The sequence below is a fragment of the Pandoraea sp. LA3 genome (assembly GCF_022696215.1).
Classification (GTDB): Bacteria; Pseudomonadota; Gammaproteobacteria; order Burkholderiales; family Burkholderiaceae; genus Pandoraea; species Pandoraea capi.
Genome location: NZ_PTPY01000036.1, coordinates 497,136 through 514,985, shown reverse-complemented (window position 1 = coordinate 514,985; position 17,850 = coordinate 497,136). Strand labels below are relative to the sequence as shown.

The following is a 17,850-nucleotide window of genomic DNA, read 5'->3' as shown; positions in this document are numbered from 1 at the left end:
GCCTTACGCCGCCTGCCCTCGTCGTTTGATTCCCATACATTCCCCATACAAGATATCGAAAGCCGCGGCGGATGCTCACAGCGTCCGTCGTTTTACCTGCCGGCCCGCGCCTTCGCCCGGACCCGCAACAAACTGACCCCGCCCCCGAGCGCGGCCAGCGCCGTCGCGCAGATCATGGCCGCCCGCGCGCCACCGTCGCCATACAGATCGAACAGCAGCGCCACCACTGCGGCACCGAGCGTCATGCCCACCGTGCGCGCAATCGTCATCAGCCCGCTTGCCGCGCCACTGCGCTCGCGCGGTGCGCCCATCATGATGATCCGGTTGTTCGGCGTCTGGAAAAAACCGAAACCGATGCCGCAGACCACCATACGCCATGCAATGGCCCAGTCGCTCGCACCGGCAGGTAGCCACGCGAGCAACGCCAGTCCTGCCGCGAACACCCCCAGCCCGAGTGCGCTCATGCGGGTGCTGTCGAAGCGATCCGACAGACGCCCGGCCAGCGGAGCGACGAACACGATCACCAGCGGCCACGGGGTAATCAGCAACCCTGTCGCCGCTTCACCACGCGCGAAGGTGTGCTGCAACAGAAAAGGCATGCCGACGTACGCCAGCGTCTGCGCCATATAGCACGCCACCGACGTGAGCGACGACAGCGCCAGTACCGGCACGCGCAGCAGATCCAGCGGCAACAACGGCGCCTGCCGGCTGCGCTGATGGCGCACCAGCACCACGGCGACGATCAGCCCGAGCACGATCTGCAACGCGGCCACGCCGTGATGGCCCGCTTCACCGATGTGTCCCAGACCGATGATGATGAGCGCGAGCGTCGCGGCATTGAGCAACGCCCCCGGCACATCGATGCGACGCTCGGCCCCCGGCGTGCGCGGCAGGAACCGCGCCGACGCCGCCAGCGCCACCAGTCCGATCGGCAGATTGATGGCGAACAGCCAGCGCCAGTCGCCGAGCGACAGGATTGCCGCCGCGACACTCGGCCCGGCGGCCGTCGACAGCGCGACCGTCAGGGCAAGCAAAGAGATGGCGCGTCCGCCCATGTGTTGCGGAAAGACCATACGCAACAACGCGGGGACGATGGTCGACATGCACGCGCCACACAGCCCCTGCACCACGCGCGCCGCAACGAGCCACGACAGGCTCGGCGCCAGCGCACAGCCGAGCGATGCCAGCGTGAATCCCGCCACGCCGAACAGAAACACCCGCCGGTAACCGAGCTTCTCGCCCAGCGCCGCGAGCGGCAGCACGGCCATCGCGAAAATCAGTTGATAGGCGTTGACGACCCAGACGGTCGCCGCCGGATCGGCCACGAGATCGCGCGCGATGGTCGGCAGCGCAACGTTGGCAATGGAGGCATCGAGATTGCCGAGGAAGGTGCCCAGCAGGATGGATGGCACGGCAATGCGGCGCGCACTCGCGCTGAGTCCTTCGGCGAGCGGTGCGGCGGGGGCCATCGGTGGCTTCATGGAGAAAACGTCGTGAAAGGAAAAAGTCTCGGCCCGGGAATCGCTTCTCGCCAGCCAGTGCCTGTGTCGGCATCATAGCCCGGGCCGGGCAGGAAAATCATGCGCAATGGTGCAGCTCGGGGAATGTTCGGCTGCACACGGTCATGCCGCACAACGTCTGCCGGATCACTCTCTGGTGGTGCGCAGCACGCCACCACGGCATGCGCCCGCAACAGGGAGTGACGCAGCACCGCGTCACGTGCGCGTCGTCCCCCCGGACGCCTCACACGTGCTCGCTACGCGGTGCCGCGCTTGATGTCGCGCTTGGTGTTGCGCTTGATATCGCGCTTGATATCGCGCTTAGTGTCGCGTCAGGTGCCGCTCGCTCAGAACGTGTGCTGAATGCCCAGCATCGTGCCGAACTGATTGCCACCGGTGACGACCGAACCGCCGGCGGCAATCGCCACCGCACCGTTCTGGCTGTTCGCCACCCAGCCGGCCATGCCGTACAGCGACGTCCGCTTGGACAGCGAGTACGTGGCGCGGCCGATGAGCATCGTCGCGTTGGCACGGCTCTTCAACTGATAGCGAATGGCTTGCGCGTCGAACGCCCACGTGATCGTCGGCAGATACGTGAAGCCGATGAAGTAGATGTCCGAGCGCAGCGATGCGGCATCGGCGCTCACGTTACGGTGGATCCAGCCGCCACCCACGCGACCCGACGACCACTTGTAGTAGGCGTTGATGACCGAGTGCGAATCGGTGTAATTCGAGCTGGTCAGGGGAGCGGCGGCGCCCGTGTTGCCGCGCATCTGGTCGTACGACGCCGAAATACCGAAGTTCTCGTAGTCGTAGCCGATCAGGCCGGTGAACTGCTTGCACGCCTGATAGTTGCCCGCGACGTTACCCGCGCAGTTGGTCGCCGACGGGCCGCCTGCCGACGACGCATCGCGACCGAAGCTGTACGTCGCGCCGACGGTCACGCCGGAGAACTTGCCCATGTAACCGATGGCGCTGTCGCTACGTGCGTTGGCGATGTACGGATCGATACTCGCGAGCGAGAAGATCGACGGCCCGATCACGTCGGCGTTGCCCGTGACGTAGAACGTCATGTTGTTCTGACGGCCGATGAGCAACGTCCCCCACGAACCCGACAGACCGACGTTCGCCTGACGGCCGAACAGACGTCCACCATAGTTCAGGCCGCCGGTACCCGGCTGGAAGCCGTTTTCCAACGTGAAGACGGCCTTCAGACCGCCGCCCAGATCTTCGACGCCCTTGAAGCCGAAGCGTGACGGCACCTTACCCGTGAGGGTCGGCTCGCCGACGAAGCTGCCACCGTTGGCGGCATTGTTGTAATAGGCGATGCCGGTATCGATGATCCCGTACAGCGTCACGTTGCTTTGCGCGTGCGCCAGGCCTGCACCCAGCAGCAGGCCAGCGGCCAATGCGTATTTCACTTTCACTTCTGTCCCCTTGTTTTTTGATACCGCTACTCCAAACCACACCCTCCGAACCGGTGGCATTGCCCTCGGCCCAGCCTTTTTCGGGACGGCACTGCGGCCGCCTCCGGGTACTGCTTTCCTGCGCTTGCGAGTGACCGGCGCCGCCTCCTGTGCTGCCTTCGGCGTCGGCCCTCGCTATCTCTGGCATCTCTGGCATCTCTGGCGCGCTTTGCCGCTCACGCCTCGCGTACGAACGTGAACCGGGCTTCGCGGCGCGCGATGCGCCAGCCCTGCGCGGTGCGCACGAACGTGTCTTCGAACTCGCCCATCACCTGACGGCCTTGCGCGGGACGCCCGAACGGCCCCGGCACGTCCTGCGCCGAGCCGCTCCACAGCAACACGGTGCTGCTGCCGATGGCGCCGGTGGCCGACGTCACGTCGATCAGCACGTTGCCGACGAGGTGCCGCGTGAGCCGACCTGCCGGACGATCCGCGTACGCGGCGGCAATGGCCGCGCGACCGACCAACGTCTCCCCATTGGGTCGCACCAGCACGCCCTTCTCCGCGAACAGCGCCGCGAGTCCGTGCGGGTCGCGCCGGTCGTTGCACAACACGAAGCGCATCACAAGGTCGTGGCACGCCTGCTTGGCACGCAGTGCGTCGAGGCTCTGCTGATCGACGATCTCGTCCTGCGGCGCATCGCCTTCGGTTTGTAGGGGCTGCGGATCTTCCAGCGAGAATGGCTGCGTCATGACGGCGAAACCTCCACCGACGGCAACGCCATCCACGCGCGCATCGCGTCGGACACGGCTTCGGGCCGCTCCATCGGACTCATGTGGCCGCTGTGTTCCACCACGCTCAGCACCGCGCCGGGAATCGCGCCGGCCATGACTTCGTGACGGGCGAGCGGGCTCCAGGTGTCCTGCCGACCACACAGCACGAGCGTCGGACAACAGATGTCGGCCAGTTGCGGCGTGGCGTCCGGCCGGCCGAGCAACGCCCGGATCTGCGCCGCGAACTGCTCGGAATCGCTGCGCTCGATCATGTCGAGAATCGCGTCGAACAGCGGCGTGCCGATCTGATCGGGATGCACCATGCCGGTCGCCCAGACCTGTCCCATGGCGCGCATGCCGTGCTCGCGCGAACGGGCGAGCAACGCCGCGCGACCGCTCCGTTCCTTCTCGGCGGCTTCGCCATCGGGCAACGCCTGATAACCGGTATCGAGCAACGCGAGACGACTCACGCGGTGGGGTGCGCGACGCACCACCTCCAGCGCGACGCGTCCGCCCATCGAATGACCGGCGAGCGCGAAGCGCGGCTCCGGCGTCGTGGCGAGCACGTGCTCGGCCATCGCACCAATGGTGTCGAGCGCGCCCCAGGCAGGCACGCGGCAATCGAATTCGGGCAACAAGGCAGCGGTCGCCGCCCACGCGACCTGATCGCAAAGCAGGCCGGGAAGCATGAGCAACGGGGGACGTTCGAAGTTCATGCCACCTCTCCTTGCGTCCAGACACGCGTGGGAATGCACACCTCGCCGTCGAACAGCCAGCGCGCGGTGCGCAGCAAACCTGCACCGGTCACCGCCGTCGTGCCGTCGGCATCGAGACCGAGCGCCAGCCGCACGGTGAATTCACCCGTCGGATGTTCGATGGAAAGCAGCGGCGCGTCGCCGTCCGGCACCACGGCCATCTCATGACAGACGGTGTCCGGCAATGCCGCCGCCGTCGCCACGCTCACAGCCGCGAGCACACCGATGGACGAATGACAGCGATGCGGGATGAAGCACCGCGTGGCGAGCGCTCCCCCGGCTTGCGGCGGCGCGACGAGACACATCTTCGGCACCGTGCGCGAGCGCACGTCGCCCAGATGCATGCGCGGACCGACGGCAAGACGGATCGCCTCGATCCGCTCGCGCATCGCCTGAAATGCCGGCCCGGCTTCGAGCTGGTCGCAGGACTCCGCACCGGAACATCCGAGGTCCTGCGCACGCATGAGCACGAGCGGCATGCCGTTGTCGATGCACGTCACCGTGATGCCTTCGACGACCTCCTGACGCTGCCCGGTCGGAAACAGTGCGCCGCAGGACGAGCCGGCGGTATCGCGGAACATCAGTGGAATCGGCGCGGACGTACCCGGTACGCCGTCGATGGCCACGTCGCCGTCGTACTTCACGACGCCATCCGGGGTCTGCACCGTGGCAACCGCTACCTGTCCCGTGTTGACCATGTGAATGCCGACGTCCGTCACGTCGCCCGTGGCAGCGACGAGCCCTCGCTCGATCGCAAACGGCCCTACGCCCGCGAGAAGATTGCCGCAGTTCTGTCCGTAGTCGACACGCGCTTCGTCGACCACGACTTGTGCGAACAGATAGTCGACGTCGGCATCGGGGCGCGTCGCCTTCGAGACGATGGCGACCTTGCTCGTGAGCGGGTTCGCCCCGCCCATGCCGTCGATCTGGCGCGCATCGGGCGAGCCCATCGCGGCGAGCAGCACGGCGTCGCGCGTGGCGACATCCGCCGGGAGATCGTCGGCGAGGAAGTAGAGCCCCTTCGAGGTGCCGCCGCGCATGACGGCGGCGCGAATGCGCGTTTGGGAATGCATCATGGACGGACCGCTCACTCGCTCGTCAACTCGTCGATCGAGTCGACGTAGCGCAAGCCCTTTGCCGCGAGGCGCTCACGCATCTTGTAGTAGTCCAGTCCCAACGTGCCGCCCGCGAGCACGCCGCGCTTGTAGGCTTCGTCGGCACCGCGAGCCGCGGCAGCCCTGGCGACGACCTGCGCCGTGGCGAAGGGCACGACGACGACACCATCGTCGTCTGCCACGATCACGTCGCCCGGGTTCACGATCTGGTTGGCGCACACCACCGGCACGTTCACGGAGCCGAGCGTTTCCTTGACGGTGCCCTGCGACGAGATGGCTTTCGACCACACCGGGAATTGCATCTCGGTGAGCGTGCCGATGTCACGGCAACCGGCGTCGATGATCAGACCCGCGACGCCGCGCGCTTTCATCGACGTGGCGAGCAGATCGCCGAAGTAGCCGTCGTCGCACGGCGAGGTCACGCCGACCACGACGATGTCGCCCGGCTGCGCCTGCTCGACCGCCACGTGCAGCATCCAGTTGTCGGAGGGCGGTGCGAGCACCGTCACGGCGCTGCCTGCAACGCTAGCGCCTGTATAGATCGGACGCAGATACGTCGCCATCAGGCCGAGGCGGCTCTGCGCCTCGTGTACGGTAGCGCTGCCGGCGCTGCGCAGAATGTCGAGCGTGGCGGCATCGACACGGGGAATTTGACGAACGACAACGCCGCGAATCATGACAGTGACTCCATAACGGGTGACAGTGACGGCATGGCTTACGAGAGGTGCTGAGCGACGACGGGGGTCAGACGCATCAACCCTTCCGCGTACTTGATGTCGCGCGCCGCCGTGATGCCGATGTTGCGTTTGGCCTGCACACCGCGTTGCAGCGCCACGCGCGTGTAGTAATCCCAGAGATGCTCCTGACCGGCCATGCACTCGATGGCGGCGCGCTTCTTTTCCCACACCGGCGTGATGTCCACGAAGGTGTTCGGAATCCACTCGCACTGCTCGGTCTGATGCGGTTCGAACGCGAGCACCGCCGGTGCACCGATGATCTTCTCGCCCGGCTTGTGACCTTCGGCCTGCGCGATCACGCGTGCTTCCTGCGTGACGTGCATCGCCAGCGGGTGATCGAAGTTGTAGGGGTCCTTCTCCGAATGGCTCAGCACGAACGACGGCTGCAATTCGCGATAGATGTCGACGAGCCTGAAGAGCGTTTCGTCCGACACGCGCATCGGGTAGTCGCCGATGTCGAGGAACTCGATCTCCGCGCCCAGAATGTCAGCGGCGCGCTGCGCCTCTTCACGACGCGCGGTCTTGACCTTCGCTTCGGTCATCTCCGCGCCCTTGCGCCAGAGCTTGGCCGACTCGCCACGCTCGCCGAAGGACAGGCAGACGATCTTCATGCGGTAACCCTGCGTGACGTGCGTGGCGATGGTGCCTGCCGCGCGCCAGACGAAGTCGGCCGAGTGCGCGCTGACCACGAGACCCGAGAGACCCGATGGCGCCGACGGGCCTGCGGCATTGGTGTGCTGTGTTGTGCTCATGTGTTTGACTCTGATACGTGTGGCTGATGTGTCGCATGTGCCGCTTGCGTGTCGCTTGTGTTGCAGATGTCGTCAGCGCCGCTCAGGCGCTTTCCAGCCCGACGAGCGAGCCGAGCAATTCCGGCGACGCCGTCAGATCGCTGCTGCGTCCCGCCCAGACCTGACGCCCCCGGTCGAGCACCAGCGCCCGATCGGTGAGTTCCAGCCCCAGCTCTGCGTGCTGCTCCACAAGCACCACACCCATACCGCCGTCGGCGCGCAGCTTCCAGAACGCGTCGACCAGTTGATCGACGATCACCGGTGCGAGCCCCTCGAACGGCTCGTCGAACAGAATCACGCGGGGATTGCCGATGAGTGCGCGGCCGATGGCGAGCATCTGCTGCTCGCCACCCGAGAGCTGGTTGCCGAGATTGCGACGCCGCTCCTTCAGGCGCGGGAACAGGTCGTACACGCGCGCCAGCGTCCAGGCGTCATCGCCCCCGGTATTGGTGGCATTGGTCGCGCCGGCGACATCGCCCATCGCCGACACTTGCAGGTTCTCTTCGACGGAAAGCGATTTGAAGATTTCGCGTTCCTGCGGCACCAGCGCGAGTCCCGCACGAGCCCGCTTGTACGCGGGCCACGACGTGATGTCGTCGTCGCGATAGCGCAACACGCCGCCGTGGCGCGTGGTGAGTCCGAGCAGACTGAGCAGCAGCGTGCTTTTGCCCACGCCATTGCGTCCGAGAATGGCAACGGCCTCACCGGCCGCCACGCGCAGGCTCAGGTCTTCGAGCACGATCGTCTCGCCATACCCGGCACTGAGTCCGCCGGCTTCGAGCAGAATGTCAGTCATGATGGCGACGCCCCAGATAGATATCGCGCACGCGCGGATCGCTGCGCACTTCGTCCTTCTCGCCTTCCATGAGCACCGCGCCTTCGACCAGCACCGTGATGCGGCGCGCAAAGCGGAAGACCAGATCCATGTCGTGCTCGATGACCATCACGGCGACGTCTTGCGGCAGGCGTTCGAGCAGTTCGAACAGCTTGCGTCCCTGCCCCGACGGCACGCCTGCGACGGGCTCGTCGAGCAGCAGCACCTTCGGATCGAGCGCCAGGCCCAGCGCGATCTCGACCTGACGCCGCTGTCCGTAAGCCAGTTCGTTGATGCGCTTGCCGGCGAGATCGATCATGCCGAGTTCGCGCAGCCGTTCCGCCGCTTCCTCGACCACAGCCGGGCGGCTCGCCAGCGGCTTGCCGATGCGCCCGTCCAGACCGCGTCGCGACGTGAGCGCCAGCGCCACGTTCTCCGCGACCGTGAGCGTGTCGAACAGCGTGTTCAACTGGAACGTGCGGGCCAGGCCCAGCTTCACGCGCTTGTGCGACGGCATCGACGTGACGTCCGTCCCGCCCACACGCACCACGCCCGCGTTCGGCTTAAGCACGCCGGTGAGCAGGTTCATCAACGTGCTCTTGCCCGCGCCGTTCGGCCCGATCAGCGCGTGACGCGCGCCGACCGGCAGCGACAAGCTGACGTTGCGGGTCACGTCCAACTGACCGAAGCGTTTGGACAGTCCCTGAATTTCGAGTGCAGCGCTCACGGCGTCACCTCCTTGTCCGTGGTCGTTGCTTTCGCGTTGAGCGCGTGATGCGTATTGCCGTTGCCGTTATCGGTCGACGTCACCGCCGGGGCCGGACGCCGCACGCGTGCCGCCATGCGATCGACCACGCCGATCAGCCCGTCCGGCGCGAAGCGCACCACCACGATCAGCAGCACGCCGAGCGCGGCCAGCCAGTTCGTCGGGTCGATGGCGGCGATGCGATCGGACAGCACCATGAAGACGACCGCGCCGAGTACTGCACCATAGAGACGTCCGGTGCCGCCGAGGGCGAGCATCACGAGCACGTTGGCCGACAGCGTGAACGACAGCGTGTCCAACGCCACGATGTTGTTGACCTGCGCCGAGAGGGCACCCGCGACACCGGCCACCGCCGCGGCGATCGTGTAGAGCATCAGACGACGCAGCCCCACGCGCACGCCGAGCAGCGACATGCGCATGGCGTTCTCGCGAATGCCCTGCACCGTCAGCCCGAACGGCGAGTTCACGAGGAACTGGGTGAACAGATACACGACGAGCAACACCGCCAGCGCATACAGATACGCCGTGTGGCCGTAGATATCGAACTCGAACAAGCCGAGCACCGGCGCGATGGTGTAGCCCGTCAGGCCGTCGTCGCCCATCGTGATCGACTTGGCGATGTTGCCCGCTTCATAGAGCAGCGTTGCGCAGGCAAGCGTGAGCATGATCTGCGTGAGGCCGCTCACGCGCAGCACGACCACACCCGTGATCAGTCCCACGACACCCGCGACCACGGCGCCCGCCACGAGCCCCAGCAGCGGATTCGGTGACACGTGCAGCGCGAACAGTCCTGCCGCATAGGCGCCGCTGCCGAAGAAGGCCGCGTGCCCCAGCGTCTCGATACCGCAATAGCCCTGCACGAGGTCGAGCGAGAGCGCGAAGATGATCATGATCAGCACGCTCGTGGCGAGCGCGAGATACAGATCGGCGAAGAAGTATGTGGCGACGGCGGCGAGCAGCAGCAGCGCGTCGAGCATGCCCAGACGCTTGCGACGCAGCGCCGGGGCCACTTGCCCGATGTTGGCCGTCGACGGCGAAGGATTCGTTTGCGACATCGTCATCCTCCGCTCAGGCGCGGCCGACCAACCCTTGCGGGCGGATCAGCAGAATGGCCAGCACGGCCAGGTAGATCATGAAAGCGCCGAGCGCAGGCACGTAGTAACGGCCGAGCGTGTCGATCAGGCCCAACAGCAGCCCGGCATACAGCGAACCGCGCAAGCTGCCCAGACCACCGGCGGCAACCACGATCAGCACGAGCACCAGATACTTCAGGCCGTAGTACGGCTCCAGCGGCAGGATCTGGCTCGACAGCGCACCGCCCAACCCGGACAGACCGCAACCGATAGCGAACGTGATCGAGAACACGAGCGGTACGTCGATGCCGACACAGCGCGCCATGCGCGGGTTGTCGACGGCGGCGCGCAGCTTCGCACCGAACGACGTGCGTTCCAGCCCGAGCCAGATGCCGAAGGCGACGACCGCACTGCACACCAGCGCGAAGATGCGATACACCGACACCGAGAACGCACCGAAGTCCCACGTGCCGCGCAATCCCTGCGGCACCGGAATCGTCTGCAACTCCGTACCGGCGAGGTTCTTGGCGATCGCGCAGATGATGAACGCCAGCCCGATCGTCATGAGCAACTGCCCCAGACCGTTGGCCGTGTAGACCCAGCGATACAGCGTGCGCTCGAGCACCGCGCCCAGCACCATCGTGCCGAGCACGCCGACGAGCAGCGCGACGAAGAAATCGAGCCCGGCACGCTGCATGGCCCACAAGGTGAAATAACCGCCGATCATGGCGAAAGCGGAGTGCGCGAGGTTGACCACGCGCATCACGCCGAGCGTGACCGTGAGGCCCACGGAGATGAGAAACAGCAGCATCCCGTAGGCCACACCGTCGATCGACAACGACAGGAAAGTGGCAAGCGATTGCGTCATGACGAATTACCGGAACCTAACGAACAGAGCGAATCAGGGGGGACATCGCCTGCGTTACTTTGCAGCCACTTGCGGGTGGCTGAGGTGCCACGGCTCGACGACCGACTTGAACGTCTCGATCGGCTTGTTGCCCAGCTTGCCGTCGATGGTTTCCACGCGACGAATGTACACGTTCTGCACGATTTCACGCGTCTTCGGATCGATCGACACCGGACCGCGGGCGCTCACCCACGAGTAGCCCTTCACGGCGGCGATGGCTTTGTCGGCGTCCTTCTTGCCCTTCGTCGCCTTGATCATCTGCGCGATGAGCGTCATCGAGTCGTAGGCCGACACCGAGGCGATCGACGGCAGCGCGCCCGGCCCGTACTTGGCCTTGTACGCCTTCACGAACGCGGTGTTCTCCGGCGTGGTGAGGAACGGCGAGTAGTGCAGCGCGGTGATCGTGCCCAGGGCGCTGTCGCCGATGGCCGGCAGATCCGACTCCATGGTCTCGGTGGTGGCGAAGAGCTGGATGCCTGCCTTGTCGAGTTCGCGCTCCTTGAACGCCTTCACGAAGCCTGCCGACATCGGGCCGACCGGCATGAACATGAAGACGGCGTCCGGCTTCGCATCGCGCACGCGTTGCAGATAGCTGGAGAAGTCCGTCGTGCCCAGCGGCACCTTCACTTCGACGGCGATCTTGCCGCCCGACTTCTTGAACGTCTCGCTGTAGGCGTCGATGGCGTCGTAACCGGTCGCGAAGTCGGCCACCACGATGGCGGCATTCTTCACGCCCTTGCTCGCGGCGTATTCGACGAGCGGCACGCTCACGGCCCACTGCGTGAAGCCGGTGCGCACGAAGTACGGCGACTTGAGCGTGACGCTGGAAGTGCCCGAGTTACCGATGACGAGCGGCGTCTTGGTCTGGTTCACGACATCGGCCATCGCCAGCACGTTCGGCGTGAACGAGCCGCCGAACAGATACTGCACCTGATCGCGCACCACGAGTTCCTGTGCGAGCTGGCGCGTGCGCTGCGGGTTCACGCCGCCTTCGTCGCGCTCCAGCACGACGATGGTGTCGTCGCCGACCTTGTTCTTGTTCTGTTCGAGCCACAGGTTGACGCCACGACGGTATTCCGTGCCCCACCACGACGCCGAGCCGGAGAACAGCCCCAGCATGCCGACCTTGATTTCCTCGGCGCGGGCCGAGACAGCGGTGAATTGGCAGACGCTCGCGAGTGCTACCGCAAGCCAGAGATGGCGCTTGTTCATGGTGTCGTCTCCTCGTCGGCGTTAGCGGCGCCGATCGGTTGTGAGGTCGCGCCGGGGGATGGCGCGCCTTTTCTATGTGATGCGGAACAGCTTAGGCAGACGAAATGTCGACGTCGAACGACCTTCTCGCGTCGAGCGTTGCGTTTTTCGTATATCCCCGAGATTTCCCCTAGGTTTCGAGATGAATTTTTCGAAGGGAATTTCGCGCTGCGGGACGCATGGCGTTCCGCCGATGGAATGCCCGCCACACAAGGCGGAGCGGGGAGTCGTCAGGGAGTGTGCCGCGCCGCGAAAATCGCGGGCGGGGGAATGAGGCGAGACATGCAAGTCATGGCGAATTCGTCGAATTTCGCCGCGCTCGCAAGCGGGTTGGCGAGCGCGATTCGCGCTCGTCACGGTACTTTTACGTCGGATGCTGCATCGTCGGCGCGAGCGCGCGCAATTCGTCGAGCAATTGCTCCGCCGCTGGCGAGAGCAATCCGTCACGACGTGTCGCCACGCCAATCGAGCGACGCGCGTGTTGCAACGACACCGGCACGACGGCGAGTTCGCCCGTGCGCAACTCCGACGTAATCTGCACAGGCGAGAGCAACGCCAACCGGTCGCTCGACGACAGCAACCCGCGCACCACCGGTGAACTGCTCGCGTGCACCTGCGTGCGAGGCAGCGCCAGCCCTTCGGCATGGAATACGCGCTCGAAGACGCCGCGCGCGGGCGTGCACGGCAACGGACTTACCCAGCCGTACTCTGCGAGTTCCGCGAGCGTTGGCGTTCGGCCAGACGTCAGGCAGGGGTGATCGGCGCGCGCGACCACCGACAGATGATCTTCGAACAACGCTTCCTGACGAATGTCCGGCGGCACGTCGTTCGCTCGCAAGGCGCCGACGATCATGTCGACGTCTGCCTGTCGCAACTGACGCACGAGCGCTTCGTAAGTCCCGTCGACCACCGTCACCGTGAGATACGGCGACTTGTGCAGCAGGCTGTCGATGGCCTTGGGCAACAGAAAACCACTCGACAGCGGCAACGCCGCCACGATCACGGTGCCCTGCTGACGTCCGCCGAACGGGGCGAGTTCGTCTTCCGCAATCGCCAGTTCCGCGAGCGCGCGTTTGACCGGACCGAGCAAGGCCAACGCTTCGTCCGTGAGACGCGTGCCGCGCGGCGTGCGTCGGAACAGCTTGATGCCGATGAGGTCTTCGAGCTGATCGAGATTGCGCTGAATCGTCGGCTGAGAGCATTGCAGACGATTCGCCGCCAGCGGGCCGCTGCCCAACTCGGCCACGGCGATGAAGCTCGTAAGTTGCTGCGGCGCAACCACTGCGGCGAAGCGGCTTGCCGCACGTGCACCGCCGTCGGCCTGCGACGCCGTCGCCGCGAACGCTTCGCGGTAGCCGTTCGCCAGTTCGGCAAGCGCACGCGTGGCACGCACCCCGAGCCGCTGACCCGCGGCATTCGGAATCAGGCCGCGCCCGCTGCGGTGAAACAGCGGAAAACCCAGCTCCGCCTCAATGTCCGAGATCGAGCGCGCCACGGCCGATTGCGACAGATGCAGCATGCGCGCCGCACGCGCGACCGAGTCGCATTCGAGCACCGCGACCATGGCGCGCAAGCCGCGCAGCTTGCGGCACAGCAGCGTCGCCTCGGTGCTTTGCGGCGCACGGCTCCACGTGCCGCGTTCGTGGCACGCCAGCCGGGGCGCGGCCGGCGCGTTCGTCAGGCTGATGGCAGTGTCGATGGCCATGTCAGCGCATGGTGGGCACGCGTCGCGTGGCCATGAACTCGTCGAGCGTCTCGCCGCGCATGAGCGCATAGACTTCGAGATTGGTCTTGCGCACCACGCGGGCAAACTTCTCCAGCACGAAGAAGTTCACGCCGTGACGCACGAGGCCGAGCCAGTCCTGCGCCTGCACCATGGCCTGTTCATCCGCCGTGAGTCCCGCGGCGGTCATCGTGGCGACGGGATCGTTCAGGAACGTCTCGCGATTCTCCGCGCGAATCATGTGCCAGAAGAAACGATTGAGCTTGAGCGTGCGGTTGCTCACGCGCAGATCGAATGCATAGGTGCCGGTGATCGCTTCGATACCTTCGAGTTGCGGATTCATGCGACCACCTCCTCTGAGTCGTCTTCAAACAGCGCGACGGTCATCGCCGTCGTCGTCGCGAGGTAGTAGTTCAGATGCAGACGTTTGATGCGCGGCCCCATCGCGCCACGCATCGACAGCCACATGATCTGTTCGACGCTCTCCGCACCGCCGCGCTGCACGTAGTCCACGTGCTTGAGTTCGGTCAGCTTCTCCGGCGCATGCTCCAGCAGTTCCAGAAACTCGCGGTCCCACGCTTCGTCGTTGTACCCCGCGCGCTCGCCGTGAATCTGATGCGAGAGGCCGCCCGTGCCCACGACCACCACGCGCAGGTCTTCCGGATACGACTCGATGGCGCGACGCACCGCCTGACCGAGGCGGTAGCAGCGACGCCCGGTCGGCAACGGGTACTGCAACACATTGATGGCGATCGGCACGACCGTGCCGGGCCAGTCCGGCTTGTGCGGCCAGAGCAGCGGCAGCGGCGACGCGCAACCGTGATCGATCGGCTTGTCCTGGAAGACGGTGATGTCGAACTCGTCGTTCACGAGCGACTCGGCGATATGCGCCTGCAACGCCACGTCACCGCGAATCGGCGGCAGCGGGCGCAGCCCGGCGCCTTCGTCGGCAATCGGGAACGACTCGCCGACGCCGAGGGCGAACGTCGGATACATGTCGAAGAAAAACGTGGTGGCGTGGTCGTTGTAGAAGAACACCAGCACGTCGGCCTGCTTCTCGGCGAGCCACTTCGCTACGGGCTCGTAGCCCTGGAACAGCGGCGCCCACGCGGGATCCTGCTGCTTGCCCTTGTCGTACGCCACACCGATGGTCGGCACGTGCGACGTCCCGATCCCGCCAATGATCTTTGCCACGCTGAAAGTCTCCGTCTCTTGTTTTGTCATGCCCGGGCCGCAGAATCCGTTCGTGAATCCGAGCCCGCATTTATGCAGCGCCGAGTCTATCCGGGATCCCGTATTGGCATAAACAAGGGTATTTACCAATGCGTTTACGAATTACGGGATCCCATAATGAAAAAAAGCCGATGCCGCCAAGCCCCGCTTGTCTGGCACGCAGGAAAGGAAACGAAAGGAGACGCATGCTGCATCCCACCCCGACCACGGTTCAATTGCGCGAAATGATCCTCAAGGGCGAACTTGCGCCGGGCGAGCGTCTGGCCGAAGCGAAGCTCGCAGAGCAACTGGGCGTGTCGCGCATGCCGGTGCGTCAGGCGCTGCCGGTGCTCGCCGAGGAAGGACTGGTGGTGCGCGCCGGACAGCGTGGCTACGCGGTGCGGGCGCACACGCGTGAGGAGAGTGTCGAAGCGTTGCATCTGCGTGGCGCGCTCGAAGGCTACGCCGCACGCCTGCTTGCCGAGAAAGGCGCGAGCGCGGAACTGCTCCGGCAGTTGCGCGAGTTGCTGGCCGAGGGCGACGCCCTGCTCGCCGATCACACGATGACGCCCGAAGTCCAGATCGGCTACGCGTCGCTCAATGCGCGCTTTCACGACCTGCTCGTCACCGGCGCTCGCAATCCCCTGCTCGAAGGTTTCATCGCGCGCTGCAATCTGGTGCCGTTCGTCGCCCCCCGCACGGTAGCGTTCGGTCATGAGGACCGGCGCCAGTACGCAGACATCATCGCCTACGCGCATCGGCAGCATCACGCCATCGTCGAGGCGATTGCCGCGCGGCAGCCCGATCGCGCCGAATTCATGTGCCGCGAGCACATCGTGACGCAAGAACACAGCATGGGCGCGCAGTTGCTCTGAGGCGCGCGCCGTCGCCGAATCCGACCCATCCCTTATCGAAACGAGAGCGCGCCGCACCCCTGACAAGGCACGCCAAGGAGACAAACGATCATGTTCCTTAAAAACACCTGGTACGTCGCGTGTACGCCGGACGAATTCGCCGACAAGCCGTTGGGCCGCAAGATCTGCAACGAAGCGATGGTGTTCTTCCGTGACGGCAATGGCAACGCCGCTGCGCTCGAAGACTTCTGCCCGCATCGCGGCGCCGCGCTCTCGCTGGGCTTCGTCAAGGACGGGCACCTCGTGTGCGGCTATCACGGCCTGACGGTCGACGGCGGCGGCAAGTGCACGAAGATGGTCGGTCAACGTGTCGGCGGCTTTCCGAAGACGCGGTCGTTCCCGTGCGTCGAGCGTTACGGCTTCGTCTGGGTCTGGCCGGGCGATGCAGCACTCGCGAATCCCGACGAGATCCCGCACCTGGAGTGGGCGGTGAGTGAGCAGTGGGCGTACGGCGGCGGCCTGTATCACATCAAGTGCGACTATCGCTTGATGATCGACAACCTGATGGACCTCACGCACGAGACCTACGTGCACGCGACGAGCATCGGGCAGGAGGAGATCGAAGAAGCCCCGCCGAAGACGACCGTCGAGGGCGACATGGTGATCACGGCGCGTCACATGGAAAACATCAAGGCGCCGCCGTTCTGGGCGGGTGCACTGCGCGCGAACGGTCTGGACGATCAGGTCGCGTGCGACCGCTGGCAAGTCTGCCGCTTCACGCCGCCGAGCCACGTGATGATCGAAGTCGGTGTCGCGCACGCCGGTCATGGCGGCTACGACGCCCCCGCCGACAAGAAGGCCGGCAGCATCGTCGTCGACTTCATCACGCCGGAGACCGACGAATCGATCTGGTATTTCTGGGGCATGGCACGCAACTTCAAGCCGCAGGATGCCGAACTGACGGCCGCGATCAAGAAGGGCCAGGGCGGTATCTTCGCCGAGGACCAGGAGGTCCTCGAAGCACAGCAGCGCAACCTGTCGGCGTACCCGGACAAGAAGATTCTCAAGCTCAACATCGACGCGGGCGGCGTGCAATCCCGCAAAGTGCTCGACCGTCTGATCGACGCCGAACGCGCTGGCACGGCGAGCGCCGGTGTGGAGAACGCAGCATGAAGGTCCGGCTGGCGAACAAGCGCGATGTCGCCACCGACATCTGCGAATTCGAACTGGTGAGTGTCGACGGCAGTGCGCTCCCGGCGTTCACTGCCGGTGCGCACATCGACGTGCATGTGGCAGACGGCTGCGTGCGGCAATACTCGCTGTGCAACGCGCCGGGCGAGACGCACCGCTACTGCCTGGGGGTGCTGCGCGATCCCCAATCGCGTGGCGGCTCGGTCGGCATGCATGCGCTCACGGTGGGCACGGAGATCGAGATCAGCGCGCCGCGCAATCACTTCCCGCTCGCCGATTCGGCGAAGCACAGCATTCTGCTTGCAGGCGGTATCGGTGTGACGCCGATTCTCTGTATGGCCGAGGCGCTGGCGGCGAGCGAGGCGTCCTTCGAAGTGCATTACTGCACACGCGAACCGGCACGCACGGCGTTTCGCGACCGCTTCGCACGCGAAGGGATTGCGGCGAAGACGCGCCTGTACTTCGACAGCGAAGGCGAACGCGCGGATCTCGATGCGATTCTGGCGCAGCCGTCCGGAGGCAAGCATCTGTATGTCTGCGGCCCGGCGGGCTTTATCGAGGCCGTGCTCGCCCGAGCGGAAGCCGCGCAATGGCCCGAAGGCAATGTGCATCGCGAGTACTTCGCCGCGCCGGTGCACGAGTCTGCGGATGGCGAGGCCGACAGGGCGTTTCAGGTGAAGCTGCATTCGAGCGGCCGCGTGATCGACGTGCCGGCCGGCGAGACGATCGTCGCGGCGCTCGCGGCGCAGGGTGTCGAAGTGCAGATGTCGTGCGAGCAAGGCGTGTGCGGCACGTGCCTCACGCGTGTGATCGACGGCACGCCGGACCATCGCGACGTCTACCTCACGGACGACGAGCGCGCCGCCAACGATCAGATCCTGCCGTGCTGCTCGCGCAGCAAGTCCGCCATGCTCGTGCTCGACCTCTGAGCGGAGTCGTCGCTGAGGTCGCTGAGGTCGCGGCAGCGGGTTCAAAAACCAACA

The 17,850-nt window shown here is 65.6% G+C and carries 18 protein-coding genes; 3 read left to right on the top strand and 15 right to left on the bottom strand.

Translation table 11 applies throughout. From position 1 onward, the window contains the following. Positions 1 to 92: 92 nt before the first annotated feature. From C5N93_RS20705 to C5N93_RS20635, 15 genes are all read right to left on the bottom strand, one after another. Complete coding sequence (locus C5N93_RS20705) at positions 93 to 1,481, bottom strand: MFS transporter (RefSeq protein WP_242560725.1); 1,389 nt, start codon at positions 1,479 to 1,481, stop codon at positions 93 to 95. A gap of 365 nt (positions 1,482 to 1,846) precedes the next feature. Beyond that, positions 1,847 to 2,926 (bottom strand): porin, encoded by a 1,080-nt coding sequence (locus tag C5N93_RS20700; RefSeq protein WP_242560724.1) that lies wholly within the window; start codon positions 2,924 to 2,926, stop codon positions 1,847 to 1,849. A gap of 215 nt (positions 2,927 to 3,141) precedes the next feature. Beyond that, positions 3,142 to 3,657: a nuclear transport factor 2 family protein gene (locus C5N93_RS20695; RefSeq protein ID WP_242560723.1), complete on the bottom strand. Its 516-nt coding sequence runs from the start codon at positions 3,655 to 3,657 to the stop codon at positions 3,142 to 3,144. Continuing rightward, positions 3,654 to 4,394 carry an alpha/beta hydrolase gene (locus C5N93_RS20690; RefSeq protein ID WP_242560722.1) on the bottom strand — a complete coding sequence of 247 codons (741 nt, stop codon included), beginning with the start codon at positions 4,392 to 4,394 and terminating at the stop codon, positions 3,654 to 3,656. The genes C5N93_RS20695 and C5N93_RS20690 overlap by 4 nt, the downstream gene beginning before the upstream one ends. After that, positions 4,391 to 5,509 carry a 4-oxalomesaconate tautomerase gene (locus C5N93_RS20685; RefSeq protein ID WP_242560721.1) on the bottom strand — a complete coding sequence of 373 codons (1,119 nt, stop codon included), beginning with the start codon at positions 5,507 to 5,509 and terminating at the stop codon, positions 4,391 to 4,393. The genes C5N93_RS20690 and C5N93_RS20685 overlap by 4 nt, the downstream gene beginning before the upstream one ends. A gap of 11 nt (positions 5,510 to 5,520) precedes the next feature. Next, positions 5,521 to 6,225, bottom strand: coding sequence for a 4-carboxy-4-hydroxy-2-oxoadipate aldolase/oxaloacetate decarboxylase (locus tag C5N93_RS20680; RefSeq protein ID WP_242560720.1), 705 nt, complete (start codon positions 6,223 to 6,225; stop codon positions 5,521 to 5,523). Between the two features lie 38 nt (positions 6,226 to 6,263). Continuing rightward, positions 6,264 to 7,037 (bottom strand): PIG-L deacetylase family protein, encoded by a 774-nt coding sequence (locus tag C5N93_RS20675; protein ID WP_242560719.1) that lies wholly within the window; start codon positions 7,035 to 7,037, stop codon positions 6,264 to 6,266. A gap of 82 nt (positions 7,038 to 7,119) precedes the next feature. After that, a complete protein-coding gene (locus tag C5N93_RS20670) occupies positions 7,120 to 7,872 on the bottom strand; it encodes an ABC transporter ATP-binding protein (protein WP_242560718.1) in 753 nt (250 codons plus the stop codon). Beyond that, positions 7,865 to 8,617, bottom strand: coding sequence for an ABC transporter ATP-binding protein (locus C5N93_RS20665; RefSeq protein WP_069343043.1), 753 nt, complete (start codon positions 8,615 to 8,617; stop codon positions 7,865 to 7,867). Before C5N93_RS20665 ends, C5N93_RS20670 begins: the two co-directional genes overlap by 8 nt. Next, on the bottom strand, positions 8,614 to 9,711 hold the full coding sequence (locus C5N93_RS20660) for a branched-chain amino acid ABC transporter permease (RefSeq protein WP_242560717.1): 1,098 nt from the start codon (positions 9,709 to 9,711) through the stop codon (positions 8,614 to 8,616). Before C5N93_RS20660 ends, C5N93_RS20665 begins: the two co-directional genes overlap by 4 nt. A 13-nt stretch (positions 9,712 to 9,724) precedes the next feature. Then, positions 9,725 to 10,597, bottom strand: coding sequence for a branched-chain amino acid ABC transporter permease (locus C5N93_RS20655; protein ID WP_242560716.1), 873 nt, complete (start codon positions 10,595 to 10,597; stop codon positions 9,725 to 9,727). A gap of 54 nt (positions 10,598 to 10,651) precedes the next feature. Then, positions 10,652 to 11,848 carry an ABC transporter substrate-binding protein gene (locus tag C5N93_RS20650; RefSeq protein ID WP_069343040.1) on the bottom strand — a complete coding sequence of 399 codons (1,197 nt, stop codon included), beginning with the start codon at positions 11,846 to 11,848 and terminating at the stop codon, positions 10,652 to 10,654. 403 nt (positions 11,849 to 12,251) lie between these two features. Beyond that, the gene (locus tag C5N93_RS20645) at positions 12,252 to 13,592 is read right to left on the bottom strand and encodes a LysR family transcriptional regulator (protein ID WP_242560715.1); all 1,341 of its coding nucleotides are present in this window, start codon (positions 13,590 to 13,592) and stop codon (positions 12,252 to 12,254) included. A gap of 1 nt (position 13,593) precedes the next feature. Further along, entirely contained in the window at positions 13,594 to 13,953 is a 360-nt protein-coding gene (locus C5N93_RS20640; protein ID WP_069343038.1) for a protocatechuate 3,4-dioxygenase, read from the bottom strand. Continuing rightward, a complete protein-coding gene (locus C5N93_RS20635) occupies positions 13,950 to 14,804 on the bottom strand; it encodes a gallate dioxygenase (protein ID WP_242560714.1) in 855 nt (284 codons plus the stop codon). The genes C5N93_RS20640 and C5N93_RS20635 overlap by 4 nt, the downstream gene beginning before the upstream one ends. A 224-nt stretch (positions 14,805 to 15,028) precedes the next feature. Between C5N93_RS20635 and C5N93_RS20630 the strand changes: the two genes are divergently transcribed. From C5N93_RS20630 to C5N93_RS20620, 3 genes are all read left to right on the top strand, one after another. After that, positions 15,029 to 15,697 carry a GntR family transcriptional regulator gene (locus C5N93_RS20630; RefSeq protein ID WP_069343037.1) on the top strand — a complete coding sequence of 223 codons (669 nt, stop codon included), beginning with the start codon at positions 15,029 to 15,031 and terminating at the stop codon, positions 15,695 to 15,697. A 90-nt stretch (positions 15,698 to 15,787) separates the two neighbouring features. Then, positions 15,788 to 16,849, top strand: coding sequence for an aromatic ring-hydroxylating dioxygenase subunit alpha (locus tag C5N93_RS20625; protein ID WP_242560713.1), 1,062 nt, complete (start codon positions 15,788 to 15,790; stop codon positions 16,847 to 16,849). Further along, on the top strand, positions 16,846 to 17,796 hold the full coding sequence (locus tag C5N93_RS20620; RefSeq protein ID WP_242560712.1) for a PDR/VanB family oxidoreductase: 951 nt from the start codon (positions 16,846 to 16,848) through the stop codon (positions 17,794 to 17,796). The genes C5N93_RS20625 and C5N93_RS20620 overlap by 4 nt, the downstream gene beginning before the upstream one ends. The last annotated feature ends 54 nt before the right edge of the window (positions 17,797 to 17,850 follow it).